The 14,848-nt window shown below is 64.6% G+C and carries 16 protein-coding genes; 13 read left to right on the top strand and 3 right to left on the bottom strand.

Annotation, left to right across the window (positions count from 1 at the left end; genetic code table 11):
• The first annotated feature begins 87 nt into the window (after nucleotides 1-87).
• From AC5LXX_RS11670 to AC5LXX_RS11615, 12 genes are all read left to right on the top strand, one after another.
• Entirely contained in the window at nucleotides 88-738 is a 651-nt protein-coding gene (locus AC5LXX_RS11670) for an NADH-quinone oxidoreductase subunit J (protein WP_124453081.1), read from the top strand.
• Nucleotides 739-756: 18 nt separating this feature from the next.
• The gene (nuoK, locus tag AC5LXX_RS11665) at nucleotides 757-1,062 is read left to right on the top strand and encodes an NADH-quinone oxidoreductase subunit NuoK (RefSeq protein ID WP_006478272.1); all 306 of its coding nucleotides are present in this window, start codon (nucleotides 757-759) and stop codon (nucleotides 1,060-1,062) included.
• 17 nt (nucleotides 1,063-1,079) lie between these two features.
• Nucleotides 1,080-3,134 (top strand): NADH-quinone oxidoreductase subunit L, encoded by a 2,055-nt coding sequence (gene nuoL / locus AC5LXX_RS11660; RefSeq protein ID WP_124453083.1) that lies wholly within the window; start codon nucleotides 1,080-1,082, stop codon nucleotides 3,132-3,134.
• A gap of 18 nt (nucleotides 3,135-3,152) precedes the next feature.
• Entirely contained in the window at nucleotides 3,153-4,643 is a 1,491-nt protein-coding gene (locus AC5LXX_RS11655; RefSeq protein WP_493409565.1) for an NADH-quinone oxidoreductase subunit M, read from the top strand.
• 36 nt (nucleotides 4,644-4,679) lie between these two features.
• The gene (nuoN, locus tag AC5LXX_RS11650) at nucleotides 4,680-6,134 is read left to right on the top strand and encodes an NADH-quinone oxidoreductase subunit NuoN (RefSeq protein ID WP_185658183.1); all 1,455 of its coding nucleotides are present in this window, start codon (nucleotides 4,680-4,682) and stop codon (nucleotides 6,132-6,134) included.
• Nucleotides 6,134-6,430, top strand: coding sequence for a DUF2818 family protein (locus AC5LXX_RS11645; protein ID WP_034184896.1), 297 nt, complete (start codon nucleotides 6,134-6,136; stop codon nucleotides 6,428-6,430). The genes nuoN and AC5LXX_RS11645 overlap by 1 nt, the downstream gene beginning before the upstream one ends.
• A 40-nt stretch (nucleotides 6,431-6,470) precedes the next feature.
• Nucleotides 6,471-7,061, top strand: coding sequence for an NUDIX domain-containing protein (locus tag AC5LXX_RS11640; protein WP_493409564.1), 591 nt, complete (start codon nucleotides 6,471-6,473; stop codon nucleotides 7,059-7,061).
• Nucleotides 7,062-7,197: 136 nt separating this feature from the next.
• Nucleotides 7,198-7,620: a DUF1178 family protein gene (locus tag AC5LXX_RS11635; protein WP_034190812.1), complete on the top strand. Its 423-nt coding sequence runs from the start codon at nucleotides 7,198-7,200 to the stop codon at nucleotides 7,618-7,620.
• Nucleotides 7,621-7,674: 54 nt separating this feature from the next.
• Nucleotides 7,675-8,871, top strand: a complete 1,197-nt coding sequence (locus tag AC5LXX_RS11630) for an acyl-CoA dehydrogenase family protein (RefSeq protein ID WP_493409563.1) — start codon at nucleotides 7,675-7,677, stop codon at nucleotides 8,869-8,871.
• Between the two features lie 19 nt (nucleotides 8,872-8,890).
• Nucleotides 8,891-10,024, top strand: a complete 1,134-nt coding sequence (locus AC5LXX_RS11625) for an acyl-CoA dehydrogenase family protein (RefSeq protein WP_493409562.1) — start codon at nucleotides 8,891-8,893, stop codon at nucleotides 10,022-10,024.
• Between the two features lie 38 nt (nucleotides 10,025-10,062).
• Complete coding sequence (locus AC5LXX_RS11620) at nucleotides 10,063-10,524, top strand: MaoC family dehydratase (protein WP_493409561.1); 462 nt, start codon at nucleotides 10,063-10,065, stop codon at nucleotides 10,522-10,524.
• Complete coding sequence (locus AC5LXX_RS11615; RefSeq protein WP_493409560.1) at nucleotides 10,521-10,997, top strand: MaoC family dehydratase; 477 nt, start codon at nucleotides 10,521-10,523, stop codon at nucleotides 10,995-10,997. The genes AC5LXX_RS11620 and AC5LXX_RS11615 overlap by 4 nt, the downstream gene beginning before the upstream one ends.
• Nucleotides 10,998-11,049: 52 nt before the next feature.
• On the opposite strand, the gene AC5LXX_RS11610 is transcribed toward AC5LXX_RS11615, so the two are convergent.
• Entirely contained in the window at nucleotides 11,050-11,742 is a 693-nt protein-coding gene (locus AC5LXX_RS11610) for a glutathione binding-like protein (RefSeq protein WP_493409559.1), read from the bottom strand.
• 207 nt (nucleotides 11,743-11,949) lie between these two features.
• Entirely contained in the window at nucleotides 11,950-12,741 is a 792-nt protein-coding gene (locus AC5LXX_RS11605; protein ID WP_493409558.1) for an oxepin-CoA hydrolase, alternative type, read from the bottom strand.
• Between the two features lie 202 nt (nucleotides 12,742-12,943).
• Between AC5LXX_RS11605 and AC5LXX_RS11600 the strand changes: the two genes are divergently transcribed.
• Nucleotides 12,944-13,600, top strand: a complete 657-nt coding sequence (locus AC5LXX_RS11600; RefSeq protein ID WP_493409557.1) for a glutathione S-transferase family protein — start codon at nucleotides 12,944-12,946, stop codon at nucleotides 13,598-13,600.
• Between the two features lie 42 nt (nucleotides 13,601-13,642).
• Here the strand turns inward: AC5LXX_RS11600 and AC5LXX_RS11595 are convergent, their stop codons facing one another.
• Entirely contained in the window at nucleotides 13,643-14,815 is a 1,173-nt protein-coding gene (locus AC5LXX_RS11595) for a pyridoxal phosphate-dependent aminotransferase (RefSeq protein WP_493409556.1), read from the bottom strand.
• Nucleotides 14,816-14,848 lie beyond the last annotated feature (33 nt).

Here is a 14,848-nt window from a genome sequence, read left to right as displayed (position 1 = left end):
CCAGGGCCGAGCCGCCGCGACGGGTGCGGCACGCGAGAGCGTCCCGCAAGCCGCGCCTGACTATGGCCTAACGATGAACCGGTAATCATGGAATTCACGACCGTACTGTTCTACATCTTCGCGCTGCTCCTGGTGGTATCAGGGCTGAAGGTGATCACTTCGCGCAACCCGGTGGCGTCTGCGCTTTTCCTTGTGCTGGCGTTCTTCAACGCCGCCGCGATCTGGATGCTGCTGGAAGCGGAGTTCCTCGCGATCCTGCTGGTGCTGGTCTACGTGGGCGCCGTGATGGTGCTGTTCCTGTTCGTCGTGATGATGCTGGACATCAACATCGACTACCTGCGCCGCGACTTCAAGCGCTTCGTTCCGATGGCGACCGTGGTTGGCGCGATCATCGTGATCGAGACCGCGCTGATCCTGTGGCGCGGCTACGGCGACACGCACACGGTGCACGCGATGGCGACGGGCGAGATGGCCAACTGGTCGAACACGCGCCTGATCGGCAAGGTCATCTACACCGACTACATCTTCGCGTTTGAAATCGCCGGCCTCGTGCTGCTGGTCGCGATCATTGCCGCCATCGGGCTGACCGAGCGCAAGGGCAAGGACAGCAAGCGCCAGCGCGTGTCGGATCAGGTCAAGGTGCACCGCAACGACCGCGTGCGCCTCGTGAAGATGGAAGCGGAAAAGCCGCAGCCGGAAACGGCGCAGAGCGAAGCCGGTTCGGGCACCAACGGCTAAGCGGAGGAAAAGAAAATCATGCTGACTCTTGCTCACTACCTTGTGCTCGGCGCGATCCTGTTTGCGATCGCGATCGTCGGGATCTTCCTGAACCGCCGCAACGTCATCATCATCCTGATGTCGATCGAACTGATGCTGCTGGCGGTGAATACCAACTTCGTCGCGTTCTCGCATTACCTCGGCGATGTGCACGGCCAGATCTTCGTGTTCTTCGTGCTGACCGTCGCCGCAGCGGAAGCCGCGATCGGCCTCGCGATTCTGGTGACCCTGTTCCGTAAGCTCGACACGATCAATGTCGAGGATCTCGATCAGCTCAAAGGTTAATTTCAGGCAACGCTGTTATGTCAACGACACTCAATGAAAACCTGCTGCTGGCGATTCCGCTCGCTCCGCTGGCCGGCTCGCTGATTGCGGGGCTGTTCGGGAACGCAGTCGGGCGCAAGGGCGCACACCGGATCACGATCCTCGGCGTAATGATCGCGTTCCTCCTGTCGGCGAAAGTCTTCTTCGACGTGATGGGCGGCGCAAGCTTCAACGCGACCGTATACGAATGGATGAACGTCGGTTCGCTGAAACTCGAGGTCGGCTTCCTCGTCGATTCGCTGACCGCGATGATGATGGTCGTCGTGACCTTCGTCTCGCTGATGGTGCACGTGTACACGATCGGCTACATGGCGGAGGAAGACGGCTACCAGCGCTTCTTCTCGTACATCTCGCTGTTCACGTTCTCGATGCTGATGCTCGTGATGAGCAACAACTTCCTGCAGCTGTTCTTCGGCTGGGAAGCGGTGGGTCTGGTGTCGTACCTGCTGATCGGCTTCTACTTCACGCGTGAGAGCGCGATCTACGCGAACATGAAGGCGTTCCTCGTGAACCGCGTGGGCGACTTCGGCTTCCTGCTCGGCATCGGCCTGCTGCTCGCGTTCGCCGGCTCGATGAACTACGGCGAAGTGTTCGCGAAGCGCGCGGAACTCGCGAGCCTGCACTTCCCGGGCACCGACTGGGGCCTGCTGACCGTTGCCTGTATCTGCCTGTTCATCGGCGCGATGGGCAAGTCGGCGCAGTTCCCGCTGCACGTGTGGCTGCCGGACTCGATGGAAGGCCCGACCCCGATCTCGGCGCTGATTCACGCGGCGACGATGGTGACGGCCGGCATCTTCATGGTGTCGCGCATGTCGCCGCTGTTCGAGCTGTCGGATACCGCGCTGTCGTTCATCACGGTGATCGGCGCGATCACGGCGCTCTTCATGGGCTTCCTCGGCATCGTCCAGAACGACATCAAGCGCGTGGTCGCGTACTCGACGCTGTCGCAGCTCGGCTACATGACCGTCGCGCTCGGCGTGTCCGCTTACCCGGTCGCCGTGTTCCACCTGATGACGCACGCGTTCTTCAAGGCGCTGCTGTTCCTCGGCGCCGGCTCGGTCATCATGGGCATGCACCACGACCAGGACATGCGCAACATGGGCGGCCTGCGCAAGTACATGCCGATCACGTGGATCACGTCGCTCGTCGGTTCGCTCGCGCTGATCGGCACGCCGTTCTTCTCGGGCTTCTACTCGAAGGACTCGATCATCGACGCGGTGAAGCTGTCGCACCTGCCGGGTTCGGGCTTCGCGTACTTCGCGGTCGTCGCGAGCGTGTTCGTCACGGCGCTGTACTCGTTCCGCATGTACTTCCTGGTGTTCCACGGCGAAGAGCGTTTCCGCAAGCCGAAGCATCCGGAATCGCCGATGGGCATGGCGGCCGCACACGGCCACGATGACCACGGCCATGGCCACGGTCATGACGACCACGCGCACGAGCCGCACGAGACCCCGTGGGTCGTGTGGGTGCCGCTGGTCCTGCTGGCGATCCCGTCGGTGATTATCGGTGCGATCGCGATCAGCCCGATGCTGTTCGGCGACTTCTTCCAGCACGGCGTCGCATTCGACAAGGTGATCTTCATCGGCGAAAACCATCCGGCGCTGGCCGAGATGGCCGAGGAATTCCACGGCTGGGTGGGCATGGGCCTGCACTCGGTGTCGGGCCTGCCGGTCTGGCTCGCGCTCGCCGGTGTCGTCGTCGCCTGGTTCCTGTACCTGAAGCGTCCGGAGCTGCCGGCGTCGATCCGCCGCGCGTTCGGCCCGATCTACACGCTGCTGGACAACAAGTACTACATGGACAAGATCAACGAAGTGGTGTTCGCCCGTGGTTCGGTGGCGATCGGCCGCGGCCTGTGGAAGGAAGGCGACGTCGTGGTGATCGACGGCCTCGTCAACGGCAGCGCCCGGTTCATCGGCTGGTTCGCCAGCGTGATCCGCTTCCTCCAATCCGGTTACATCTATCACTACGCGTTCGCCATGATCATCGGCATGCTGGGGCTCCTGACCCTGTTTGTAACGCTCGGCGGCAAATAAGGCGAGGGGACAAGAACAATGCACGCTTTTCCGATTCTCAGTACCGCGATCTGGTTGCCGATCGTTTTCGGCCTCCTGGTACTCGCGGTGGGTAACGACAAAAATCCGGGGGCGGCCCGCTGGGTCGCGCTGATCGGCTCGCTGCTCGGTCTCGCGGTCACGATCCCGCTGATCACGGGCTTCGACTCGAGCACGGCTGCGCTGCAGTTCGTCGAGAAGTCGACCTGGATCGAACGTTTCGACATCGCCTATCACCTCGGCGTCGACGGCATTTCGATGTGGTTCGTCGTGCTGACCGCGCTGATCACGGTGATCGTCGTGATCGCCGCGTGGGAAGTGATCACCGAGAACGTCGCGCAGTACCTCGCGGCCTTCCTGATCCTGTCCGGGATCATGATCGGCGTGTTCTCGTCGGCCGACGGCCTGCTGTTCTACGTGTTCTTCGAAGCGACCCTGATCCCGATGTACATCATCATCGGCGTGTGGGGCGGCCCGAACCGCGTGTATGCGGCGTTCAAGTTCTTCCTGTACACGCTGGCCGGCTCGCTGCTGATGCTGGTCGCGCTGATCTACCTGTACACGGAAACGCACTCGTTCGACCTCGCGACGTGGCAGAACGCGAAGATCGCGATGACGCCGCAGATCCTGCTGTTCATCGCGTTCTTCCTCGCGTTCGCGGTGAAGGTGCCGATGTGGCCGGTGCACACGTGGCTGCCGGACGCGCACGTGGAAGCGCCGACGGGCGGCTCGGTCGTGCTGGCTGCGATCATGCTGAAGCTCGGCGCCTACGGTTTCCTGCGCTTCTCGCTGCCGATCACGCCTGACGCGAGCCACTTCCTGGCACCGGTCGTGATCACGCTGTCGCTGATCGCGGTGATCTACATCGGCCTCGTCGCGATGGTGCAGTCCGACATGAAGAAGCTGGTCGCGTATTCGTCGATCGCGCACATGGGCTTCGTCACGCTCGGTTTCTTCATCTTCAACCAGCTCGGCGTCGAAGGCGCGATCATCCAGATGATCTCGCACGGCTTCGTGTCGGGCGCGATGTTCCTCTGCATCGGCGTGCTGTACGACCGCGTGCACTCGCGCCAGATCGCCGATTACGGCGGCGTCGTCAACGTGATGCCGAAGTTCGCGGCCTTCGCGATGCTGTTCTCGATGGCCAACTGCGGCCTGCCGGGTACCTCGGGTTTCGTCGGCGAGTTCATGGTGATTCTCGCGGCCGTCCAGTACAACTTCTGGATCGCCTTCGGCGCGGCGTTCACGCTGATCCTCGGCGCGGCTTACACGCTGTGGATGTACAAGCGCGTGTACTTCGGCGCGGTGGCGAACGATCACGTTGCCAAGCTGAAGGACATCGGCCGTCGCGAATTCCTGATGCTGGCCGTGCTTGCCGCGTTCACGATGCTGATGGGCCTGTATCCGAAGCCTTTCACCGACGTGATGCACGTTTCCGTGGAAAACCTCCTCTCCCATGTCGCGCAGTCGAAGCTGCCGCTGGCCCAGTAATCGCGAGCGGAGGAACTCAAGATCATGAACGCTCCTATGAATGTCCTGTTGCCTGACGCGCTGGTGATGGCCGCCATCGTCGTCGCATGGCTGAACGATACCTTTACCGGTGCTTCCGGCCGCCGCCTGACCTATCTGATCGCGGTCGTTTCGTCGGTCGTCGCCGGCGTGTGGTTCGCGGTGCAGGCGCTCGACCCGCAGCAGTACTACTTCTTCTCGAAGATGATCGTCGTCGACTCGTTCGCGAGCATGATGAAGGCGGTCGTGTCGTTCGGTTTCGCGGTCTCGCTCGTCTATTCGCGCAAGTACCTCGAAGATCGCGACATGTTCCGTGGCGACGTCTTCCTGCTCGGCATGTTCTCGCTGCTCGGCCAACTGGTCATGGTGTCGGGCAACAACTTCCTGACGCTGTACCTCGGTCTCGAACTGATGTCGCTGTCGCTGTACGCCGTCATCGCGCTGCGCCGCGACGCCGCGCAGTCGAGCGAAGCCGCGATGAAGTACTACGTGCTGGGCGCGCTCGCATCGGGCTTCGTGCTGTACGGCATCTCGATGCTCTACGGCGCGACCGGCTCGCTCGAGCTGGGCGAGGTGTACAAGGCCGTCGGCGGCAACACCGACGCAGCCGTGCTGATGTTCGGCGTGGTCTTCGTCGTCGCCGGTATCGCCTTCAAGCTCGGCGCCGTGCCGTTCCACATGTGGGTGCCGGACGTCTACCAGGGTGCACCGACCGCGATGACGCTGTTCGTCGGCGGCGGCCCGAAGGTTGCCGCGTTCGCGTGGGGCCTGCGTTTCCTGGTGATGGGCCTGCTGCCGCTCGCACAGAACTGGCAGACCGCGCTCGTGATCCTCGCGGCGCTGTCGCTGATCGTCGGTAACATCACCGGTATCGTCCAGCGCAACATCAAGCGGATGCTCGCGTACTCGGCGATCTCGAACATGGGCTTCGTGCTGCTCGGCCTGCTCGCAGGCATCGTGAAGGGCGACGCGACGGCACCGGCGAATGCGTACAGCTCGGCGATGTTCTACGCGATCGTCTACCTGATCACGACGCTCGGCTCGTTCGGCGTGGTGATGCTGCTCGCACGCCGCGATTTCGAAGCAGAGACGATCGACGACTTCAAGGGCCTCAATAAGCGCAGCCCGGTGTTCGCGTTCGTGATGATGGTCATGATGTTCTCGCTGGCCGGCATCCCGCCGACCGTCGGCTTCTACGCGAAGCTGGCCGTGCTCGAGGCGACCGTCAACGCGGGCCTCACGTGGCTGGCCGTGCTGGCCGTGATCACGTCGCTGTTCGGCGCGTTCTACTACCTGCGCATCGTGAAGCTGATGTACTTCGATGCACCGCAGGATTCGACGCCGATCTCGGGTGATTTCTGCAAGCGCACGATTCTCGTGCTGAACGGCCTGGCGGTCGTCGTGCTCGGCCTGATCCCGAGCCCGCTGCTGACGGCCTGCCTGCAGGCAATCCGTCACACGCTGCCGCTGTAATGTCGGCAGCCGGCTGGTTTATCGTGCTGTTGGCGCTCGTGTGCGCCAACCTGCCGTTCCTGAACCAACGCCTCTTCGCCGTCGTGCCGTTCGGCGCGGCGAAGAAGAGTGCGTGGGTGCGGATCGGCGAGCTGATCGTGCTGTACTTCGTTGTCGGCGCGCTCGGCTTCTGGCTCGAGTCTCGCGCCGGCAACCGCTTCGAACAGGGCTGGCAGTTTTACGCGATCACGTTCAGTCTCTTCATCGTGTTCGCGTTCCCCGGCTTCACGTTCCAGTATCTCGTCAAACGACGCTGACGGCTCCGGCCGTCCGTCGCGCTCAATTCAGGAGCCGCCGATGGCCGAACTACCCAATCACGACGCCGCACTCACCGAAACCTGCCTCGAGAGCGAGGCGATTTTCGAAGGCTCGTTCCTCAAGCTCAAGCGCGACACCGTCCGCCTGCCGGACGGCAAGAAGGCCACGCGCGAATACGTCCAGCATCCGGGCGCGGTGATGGTGATCCCGCTGTTCGACGACGGCCGCGTGCTGATGGAAAGCCAGTATCGCTACCCGATCGGCAAGGTGATGGCCGAATTCCCGGCCGGCAAGCTCGATCCGAACGAAGGTGCGCTGGCGTGTGCCGTGCGCGAGCTGCGCGAGGAAACGGGTTATACGGCACGCGAATACGTGTTCCTGGCCCGCATTCACCCGATCATTTCCTACTCGACCGAGTTCATCGACCTGTACCTGGCGCGCGGGCTCACTGCCGGCGAGCGCAAGCTCGACGAAGGCGAATTCCTCGAAACCTTCACCGCCACGCTGGCCGACCTGCAGGAATGGGTGCGCACGGGCCAGATCACCGACGTGAAGACGATCATCGGCACGATGTGGCTCGACAAGGTGCTGTCCGGCACCTGGCCGCTCGGGCCGGTCGTGACGCCCTGAGCGTGGCGTCAGCGGCGGGTGGGGTGCCGCGTTACAATCCGGTGACGCGGTGCGTTCCTGCCGCGCGATCTGGATTTAGCACGATCGTTCACAAAACCGTTTTTTGCGCTACACTCGTCACACGCCCTGATTCAGCATGAAGGTCCTCGATTTACAGTGCCCGCACGGTCATCGGTTCGAAGGCTGGTTCGCTTCCGCCGATGAATTCGAAGCGCAGTTGTCCCGCAAGCTGGTCGAATGTCCGGTGTGCGGGACGACCGAGGTCAACCGTCTGCCGTCGGCGCCGCGCCTGAACCTGTCGGGCGCGACGCAGGCCCGGCCGGCCGATCCGCGTGCGCTGCAGGCGCAGGTGATGCGCGCGCTGCGCGAGGTACTGGAGAAGACCGAGAACGTGGGCGAGCGCTTCGCCGAGGAAGCGCGGCGCATCCATTACAACGAGGCGCCCGCACGCAGCATTCGTGGCGTCACGACGCCGGAAGATGCGCAATCCCTGGCCGAAGAAGGCATCGACGTGATGCCGCTGCCGATTCCAGCCGCGCTGAAAGAACCGCTGCAATGACGTACGCAGTGTGTCTTTGCCGGGCCGGACGGCCGCGGACAGGAGACACTGCGCATGGATCTGGATTATTCCCCCGCCGACGACGCATTCCGCGTTGACGTCCGCGCCTGGCTCGAGGTCAACCTGCCTCGCGCACTGCGCGCCAAGGTACTCGATCACAAACGACTCGACCGCGAGGATTTCGCGAGCTGGCACCGGATTCTCGGCCAGCGCGGCTGGTCCGCGCCTGCGTGGCCCGTCGAATACGGCGGCCCGGGCTGGAACGCGACGCAGCGGCACATCTGGGATGAGGAGTGCGCACGGATCGGTGCGCCGACCGTGTTGCCGTTCGGCGTGTCGATGGTCGCGCCGGTGCTGATGAAGTACGGCAGCGAAGCACAGAAGCGCCACTATCTGCCGCGCATACTCGACGGTTCCGACTGGTGGTGCCAGGGTTACTCGGAGCCCGGTTCGGGATCCGACCTCGCGTCGTTGCGCACGCGCGCCGAGCGCCACGGCGACCACTATGTCGTCAACGGCCAGAAGACCTGGACGACGCTCGGCCAGTACGCCGACATGATGTTCTGCCTCGTGCGCACCGATCCGGCCGCGAAGAAGCAGGAGGGCATTTCGTTCCTGCTGATCGACATGAAGACGCCCGGCATCACGGTGCGCCCGATCGTCATGCTCGACGAGGACCACGAGGTCAACGAAGTGTTCTTCGAGGACGTGAAGGTGCCGGTCGAAAACCTCGTGGGCGACGAGAACCGCGGCTGGACCTATGCGAAATACCTGCTCGGCCATGAGCGCACCGGCATCGCGCGCGTCGGTGCGTCGAAGCGCGAGCTCGCGTTCTTGAAGCGCGTGGCGTCGAACCAGCGCAAGAACGGCAAGCCGTTGCTTGCCGATCCGGTATTTGCCGCGAAGGTCGCGGCGCTCGAAGTCGAGCTGATGGCGCTCGAGGTGACGGTGCTGCGTGTCGTCAGCCGCGAGACGAGCGGCAAGGGGCCCGGCCCCGAGGCATCGATGCTGAAGATCAAGGGCACCGAGGTGCAGCAGGCGCTCACCGAACTGATGGTCGACGCGATCGGCCCGCTCGCCGCGCCGTTCGACGTGCCGTTCCTCGACGGCGAGCGCGCGCACAGCATCGCGGGCGACGACGATGCGGCGCCGCTCGCCGCGTACTACTTCAATTACCGGAAGACGTCGATCTACGGCGGCTCGAACGAGATCCAGAAGAACATCATCGCGCAGATGATTCTGGGGCTGTGATCAGGGAACGGAGACAACCATGGATTTCAGCTTTACCGATGAGCAGCAGCAGTTCGCCGACGCGCTGCGCCGTTATCTCGGCGAGCAATACGGCTTCGAGGCGCGCCAGGCGATCGTGCGCAGCGACACGGGCGTGTCGGACACGCAATGGAGCGCGTTCACGGAACTGGGGCTGACCGCGCTGCCCGTGCCGGACGCACAAGGCGGCTTCGGCGGCGGCCCGGTCGACATGCTGGTCGTGATGCAGGAGCTCGGCCGCGCGCTGGTGATCGAGCCGTACTGGGCCACCGCGGTCGGCGTCGAGGCGTTGCGCATCGCCGGCTCCGGTGCAGGCGAGGATGCGGCGCTGCTGGAGGCGGTCGCGCAGGGACAGAAGCGGCTGGCGGTGGCGTTCCATGAGCCGCATGCGCGCTACGACCTGTACGAACTCGACACGCACGCGCACGAACAGGGCGGCACGTACCGGCTGACCGGCATCAAGTCGGTCGTTCAGCACGGCGCACAGGCGCAGGCGTGGATCGTGCCGGCGCGCGTCGATGGCGGCGGCATCGGCCTTTTCGTCGTCGAACGCGATGCGTCGAACGCGAAGGTGGCCGACTACCGGACGATCGACGGCCAGCGTGCCGCGACGCTCGAATTCAACGAAACGCCGGCCCGACTGCTGACGGGCGGTGCACGCGACGCGGCGGCGCTCGAGCAGGTTGCCGATTACGCGACGTTCCTGCTGTGCGCGGAAGCGGTCGGCGCGCTCGACGAGCTGAATCGCGCAACAGTCGAATACACGAAGACGCGCGAGCAGTTCGGCGTGCCGATCGCGCGCTTCCAGGCGCTGCAGCACCGGATGGTCGACATGTTGATCCATGCGGAGCAGGCGCGTTCGCTGACCTATCTGGCGGCAGTGCGCTACGCGAGCGGCGACGCCGATGCGCGGCGCAAGGCCGTGTCGGCCGCCAAGGCCCGGGTCGGCGCGGCCGCGCGCTTCGTCGGCCAGCAGGCCATCCAGTTGCACGGCGGCATGGGTGTGACCAACGAGGTCGCCGCTGCGCATTTGTTCAAGCGGCTGACGATCATCGAGACGACGCTCGGCGACACCGATCATCATCTTGCCCGCTTCGCCGCGCTGCCCGATTTCGCGCAGACCGACGCAGCATGACGGCGACGCGCGAGCGTGCCACACGAGGAGACCTGCAAGTGGGTATCAGTTACGAAGACCTGGTGGTGGGCAGCACCACCGAAGTGGGCCGCTACACGTTCGAGCCCGACGACATCAAGGCGTTCGCCGAACGCTATGACCCGCAACCGTTCCACCTCGACGAGGAAGCGGGGAGGGCATCGCATTTCGGCGGCCTCGTCGCGAGCGGCTGGCATACGTGCTCGGTGTTCATGAGCCTGCTCGTCAAGAAGCTCGGGCCGGATTCGACCAGCATGGGCTCGCCGGGCATCGACTCGATCCGCTGGCTCAAGCCCGTGCGGGCCGGCGACACGATCACGATGTACCAGAAGGTCCACGACAAGCGCGTGTCGGAGAGCAAGCCCGACCGCGGCATCGTGTCGACGGAGTGGGTCGGCGTGAACCAAGCCGGCGAGACGGTGATCAGCGTGCATACGAAGGTGCTGTTCGGGCTGCGCCATCCGGGAGGCACGAAAGGATGACGGACGTGACCTTGCCGCTGATCGCGTCGGCGCAGGCGCTGCAGGCGAGGGTCGGCGCGGAGCCGCTCGCGAGCGGCTGGATCGCGATCGACCAGCCTCGCGTCGACGGTTTCGCCGACGCGACCGGCGATCATCAATGGATCCACGTCGACCCCGAGCGCGCGCGACGCGAGTCGCCGTTCGGCGGGCCGATCGCGCACGGGTTCCTGACGCTGTCGCTGATCCCTGCGTTGATGACCGACGCGATGCGCTTCGAGCAGAAGATGGGCGTGAACTACGGACTGAATCGCGTGCGATTCCTGAAGCCGGTGCCGGTCGGTGCACGCGTGCGCGCGCTGTTTGCGGTGAAGGAAACCGCCGACGCCGCGCAGGGCGGGGTGCAGGTGACGTGGTCGGTGTCGATCCAGGTCGAGCGTCCCGATGCGCCGCTACCGGTGTGCGCGGCGGAGTTCATCACGCTGCATTACTTCTGAAGCGCGGGGCGGCAGGCACGGCGGCCGCCCCGCCTGTCATGTCACATGCGTGTCAGTGCTTCGCGTATTGCGTCGCGCCGAACAGCACTTCGCGCGCCTTGTCGTCCTGCAGTGCCTTGCGCATCGATGCGAGCACTTCGACGCCGCGCTGCACGGCCGGTCGCGCTGCGATCGCATCGAACCAGCGCTTCACGTTCGGCAGCTCGTCGAGCACGATGCCCTGGTTTTGCCACGAACGCGTCCACGGGAACGTCGCAATGTCTGCGATCGTATAAGTGTCGCCCGCGAGATACTCCGATTCGCCGAGGCGCTTGTCCATCACGTTGTACAGGCGCTTCGCTTCGTTCGTGTAGCGGTTGACCGCGTATTCGATCTTCTCCGGCGCATACATGCGGAAGTGGTGTGCCTGTCCGAGCATCGGGCCGACACCGCCCATCTGGAACATCAGCCACTCGAGCGTCGCATAGCGCGCAGCCGGATCGGCCGGCAGGAACTTGCCGGTCTTCTCCGCGAGATAGATCAGGATCGCACCCGATTCGAACAGCGAGATCGGCTTGCCGCCGGGGCCGTCCGGATCGACGATGGCCGGAATCTTGTTGTTCGGGCTGATCTTCAGGAAGTCGGGCTTGAACTGGTCGCCCGCGCCGATATCGACCGGATGGACACGGTATGCGAGGCCCGTTTCCTCGAGCATGATGTGTACCTTGTGGCCGTTCGGGGTCGCCCAGCTATAGACGTCGATCATCGTCAACTCCTTGGTTGCATGCGCGAAAACGGCGCCGGGAGCGCCGCGACAGGTGGTCATTAGAGCATGGATCGACGCGGGCTGCTGGCGACGGAATCGTGCCTGCGGTTGCGTGCGCGCAGCGACGTGGAGCGTGTCGTCGACGTCGTGCGCGGCGCGTGTCAGTACATTTTTGTGCGGCTTCGATCGCCTGTGCGACAGAGTGAATCAGCGCTTGTAGCGCGGCTGGCGTTTCTCGAGAAATGCGGTAATGCCTTCGAGCCCGTCCGCATGATGCAGCGACGTGACGAAATGATCGCGCTCGGTGCCGAGATGCGGTTCGAGCGGTTGCGTCGTCGCGTCGTCGAGCAGCGACTTGATGCGCGAGAGTGCGTTCGGCGAGATGCCGGCGAGTGTTTCGGCCCATGCGAGCGCGTCCGTCAGTGCCGCGCCGGGCACGGCGAGCCGGTTGACGACGCCGAGCGCATGCAGGCGCTCGGCCGTGACCGGCTTGCCTTCGAACAGGATCTCGGCTGCCATCGCGCGCGGCAGTGCGCGTGCGAGGAACCACGAACCGCCGCCGTCCGGCGTCAGGCCCACACGCGCATACGACATCACGAATTTCGCGTCGTGCGCGGCGACGATCAGGTCGCACGCGAGCGCAAGCGAGAAGCCCGCGCCGGCGGCGGCGCCTTCGACGGCCGCGATCACCGGTTTCGTCGACGCGCGGATCGCCGTGACCCACGCGGCGAGCTGATCGATGCTGTCGGCCTGGCAGGACGGATCCTTCGAACGGTTCTCGAGCAGGCGGTTCAGGTTGCCGCCTGCGCAGAAGAAGCGATCGGCGCCCGTCAGGACGACCGCGCGAATCGCGGGATCGCGATCGGCGGTGGCGATCGCTTCGATGCCGGCGGCGTACATGTCGGGATGCAGCGCGTTGCGCGCGCCGGGATTGGACAGCGTGAGGACGAGCGTCGAATCGCTCTCGGGCGGACGCGAGGCCAGCAGTTCAGCACTCATGCGAGCGTGTCTCCATCGGATGGCGGCGCGGCGGCGCCGCGCATGTTGCGCAGACAGGCGAAACGGCTGCCGCAGCGGATGTAATGTTGTCGGGGCGAACGCAAAACTTGCTTTAGACTAGCACGAACGTGCTTTTCAGCGCGATGAATCCCGATGCGGCCGGCACCGTCGCGGCTGCGCTTCAGCAAGGAAGGAGACTTTGATGCTACAGCTGTGCGGTATTCCGTTGTCCAACTATTACAACAAGGTGAAGTTCGTGCTGCTCGAGCACGACATCCCGTTCGAGGAGTCGGTGTGCGGTTTGCCGATCAGCGATCCGGCCAAGCTCGTCGATTCGCCGCTCGGCAAGATTCCGTTCCTGAAGACCGAGGAAGGCGCGCTGTTCGAGTCGCAGGCGATCATCGAATACCTGGCCGCGCGCTATCCCGGGAAAGGCATTTATCCGGCGAGCCCGTTCGCGGCCGCGAAGGTGCGCGAACTGGTCGAGACGCTCGAGCTGTATCTCGAATGGGTGGCGCGAGAGGTCTACACGGAGGCGTTTTTCGGCGGCAAGGTCAGCGACGGGATGAAGGCGCACGTCGAGAAGCGCCTGCCGCGCGCGATCGATGCGTTCAAGCAGATGACGCAGTTTTCGCCGTATGTGCTCGGCGACGCGTTCGGCCTTGCGGACATCGCCGCGTGGGTCCATCTGCCGGTCATCGGGATGGCGACGAAGGCCATATTCGGACGCGATTTCCTGCTCGACGCCGGCATCGACTGGAAGGCGCACGCGAAGCTGGTTGGCGAGCGTCCGGCCGCGCAGCGCGTGGCCGCCGAGCGCAAGGCGTACATCGAAGCGACGAGCGTCGCGCGTCCGTAAGCGCGGTTCCCGCAGGGCGGCCCGTCGCCGCCCGTGCGGGACTTACAGCCGGGCGAGTCGTTCGAGCGCGGACGCGAGCGTGCTTTCCTGCTTCGCGAAGCAGAAGCGTACGACGCCCGATTCGTGCGGCTCGTGATAGAACGCCGACACCGGGATGGCGGCCACGCCGATCTCCGACGTCAGCCACTTCGAGAATTCCGCTTCGGGCAGGTCGCTGATCGCCGAGTAGTCGACGCACTGGAAGTACGTGCCCGTGCACGGCAGCAGCTTGAAGCGCGTGCGCTCGAGGCCGGCACGGAAGAAGTCGCGCTTCTTCTGGTAGAAGCCGGCCAGCGACAGGTACGGCGCCGGGTCACGCAGGTAGTCGGCGAGCCCGAACTGCATCGGCGTGTTCACCGTGAACACGTTGAACTGGTGGACCTTGCGGAATTCCGCGGTCAGCGCGGCAGGCGCCGCGACGTAGCCGACCTTCCAGCCCGTCACGTGATAGGTCTTGCCGAAGCTCGACACGATGAAGCTGCGAGCCGCGAGTTCCGGGTAGCGCGCGACGCTTTCGTGGCGCGCGCCGTCGTAGACCATGTGCTCGTACACCTCGTCCGACAGGATCAGCACGTTGGTGCCGCGCACGATGTCCTCGAGCTTGCGCATGTCCGCCTCGCGCCACACGGTACCTGTCGGGTTGTGCGGCGTGTTGATCAGGATCATTCGCGTCTTCGGCGTGATCGCGGCCGCGAGACGGTCGAACGGGATCGCGTAGTCGGGCGCCTCCAGCGTGACGAACACGGGCGTGCCGCCCGCGAGTTCGATCGACGGCAGGTAGCTGTCGTAGGTCGGTTCGACGACGATCACCTCGTCGCCCGGATGCACCGCGCACAGGATCGCCGTCAGCAGCGCCTGCGTCGCGCCGACCGTCACCGTGATCTCGTTGGCCGGATCGTAGCGCCGGCCGTAGACCTGCGCGATCTTGCCGGCGATCGCGTCGCGCAGCGGTGCGACGCCGGCCATCGGCGGATACTGGTTGTGCCCGTTGCGCATCGCGGCCGCGACCGCGTCGACGATGCGCGGGTCGCAATCGAAATCCGGAAAGCCCTGGCCGAGGTTCACCGCACCTTTTTCGGCGGCTAGCGCGCTCATGACCGTGAAGATCGTCGTGCCGACGTTCGGCAGGCGCGAGGGGAAAACGGGAGTCGTTGGCATGTCTGAAGGAGCGTTCATCGATACGGTCGAATTCGGGTGGTGCGGCGTAGG

Source organism: Burkholderia torrens, from assembly GCF_984668525.1.
This window is presented reverse-complemented; position numbering and strand designations above follow the sequence as displayed.

What these genes read in the sequence shown, in the direction of transcription:
- AC5LXX_RS11670 (WP_124453081.1), top strand. Translation starts at nt 88, where the DNA reads ATGGAATTCACGACCGTACTGTTCTACATCTTCGCGCTGCTCCTGGTG.
- nuoK (WP_006478272.1), top strand. Translation starts at nt 757, where the DNA reads ATGCTGACTCTTGCTCACTACCTTGTGCTCGGCGCGATCCTGTTTGCG.
- nuoL (WP_124453083.1), top strand. Translation starts at nt 1,080, where the DNA reads ATGTCAACGACACTCAATGAAAACCTGCTGCTGGCGATTCCGCTCGCT.
- AC5LXX_RS11655 (WP_493409565.1), top strand. Translation starts at nt 3,153, where the DNA reads ATGCACGCTTTTCCGATTCTCAGTACCGCGATCTGGTTGCCGATCGTT.
- nuoN (WP_185658183.1), top strand. Translation starts at nt 4,680, where the DNA reads ATGAATGTCCTGTTGCCTGACGCGCTGGTGATGGCCGCCATCGTCGTC.
- AC5LXX_RS11645 (WP_034184896.1), top strand. Translation starts at nt 6,134, where the DNA reads ATGTCGGCAGCCGGCTGGTTTATCGTGCTGTTGGCGCTCGTGTGCGCC.
- AC5LXX_RS11640 (WP_493409564.1), top strand. Translation starts at nt 6,471, where the DNA reads ATGGCCGAACTACCCAATCACGACGCCGCACTCACCGAAACCTGCCTC.
- AC5LXX_RS11635 (WP_034190812.1), top strand. Translation starts at nt 7,198, where the DNA reads ATGAAGGTCCTCGATTTACAGTGCCCGCACGGTCATCGGTTCGAAGGC.
- AC5LXX_RS11630 (WP_493409563.1), top strand. Translation starts at nt 7,675, where the DNA reads ATGGATCTGGATTATTCCCCCGCCGACGACGCATTCCGCGTTGACGTC.
- AC5LXX_RS11625 (WP_493409562.1), top strand. Translation starts at nt 8,891, where the DNA reads ATGGATTTCAGCTTTACCGATGAGCAGCAGCAGTTCGCCGACGCGCTG.
- AC5LXX_RS11615 (WP_493409560.1), top strand. Translation starts at nt 10,521, where the DNA reads ATGACGGACGTGACCTTGCCGCTGATCGCGTCGGCGCAGGCGCTGCAG.
- AC5LXX_RS11610 (WP_493409559.1), bottom strand. Translation starts at nt 11,742, where the DNA reads ATGATCGACGTCTATAGCTGGGCGACCCCGAACGGCCACAAGGTACAC.
- AC5LXX_RS11605 (WP_493409558.1), bottom strand. Translation starts at nt 12,741, where the DNA reads ATGAGTGCTGAACTGCTGGCCTCGCGTCCGCCCGAGAGCGATTCGACG.
- AC5LXX_RS11600 (WP_493409557.1), top strand. Translation starts at nt 12,944, where the DNA reads ATGCTACAGCTGTGCGGTATTCCGTTGTCCAACTATTACAACAAGGTG.
- AC5LXX_RS11595 (WP_493409556.1), bottom strand. Translation starts at nt 14,815, where the DNA reads ATGAACGCTCCTTCAGACATGCCAACGACTCCCGTTTTCCCCTCGCGC.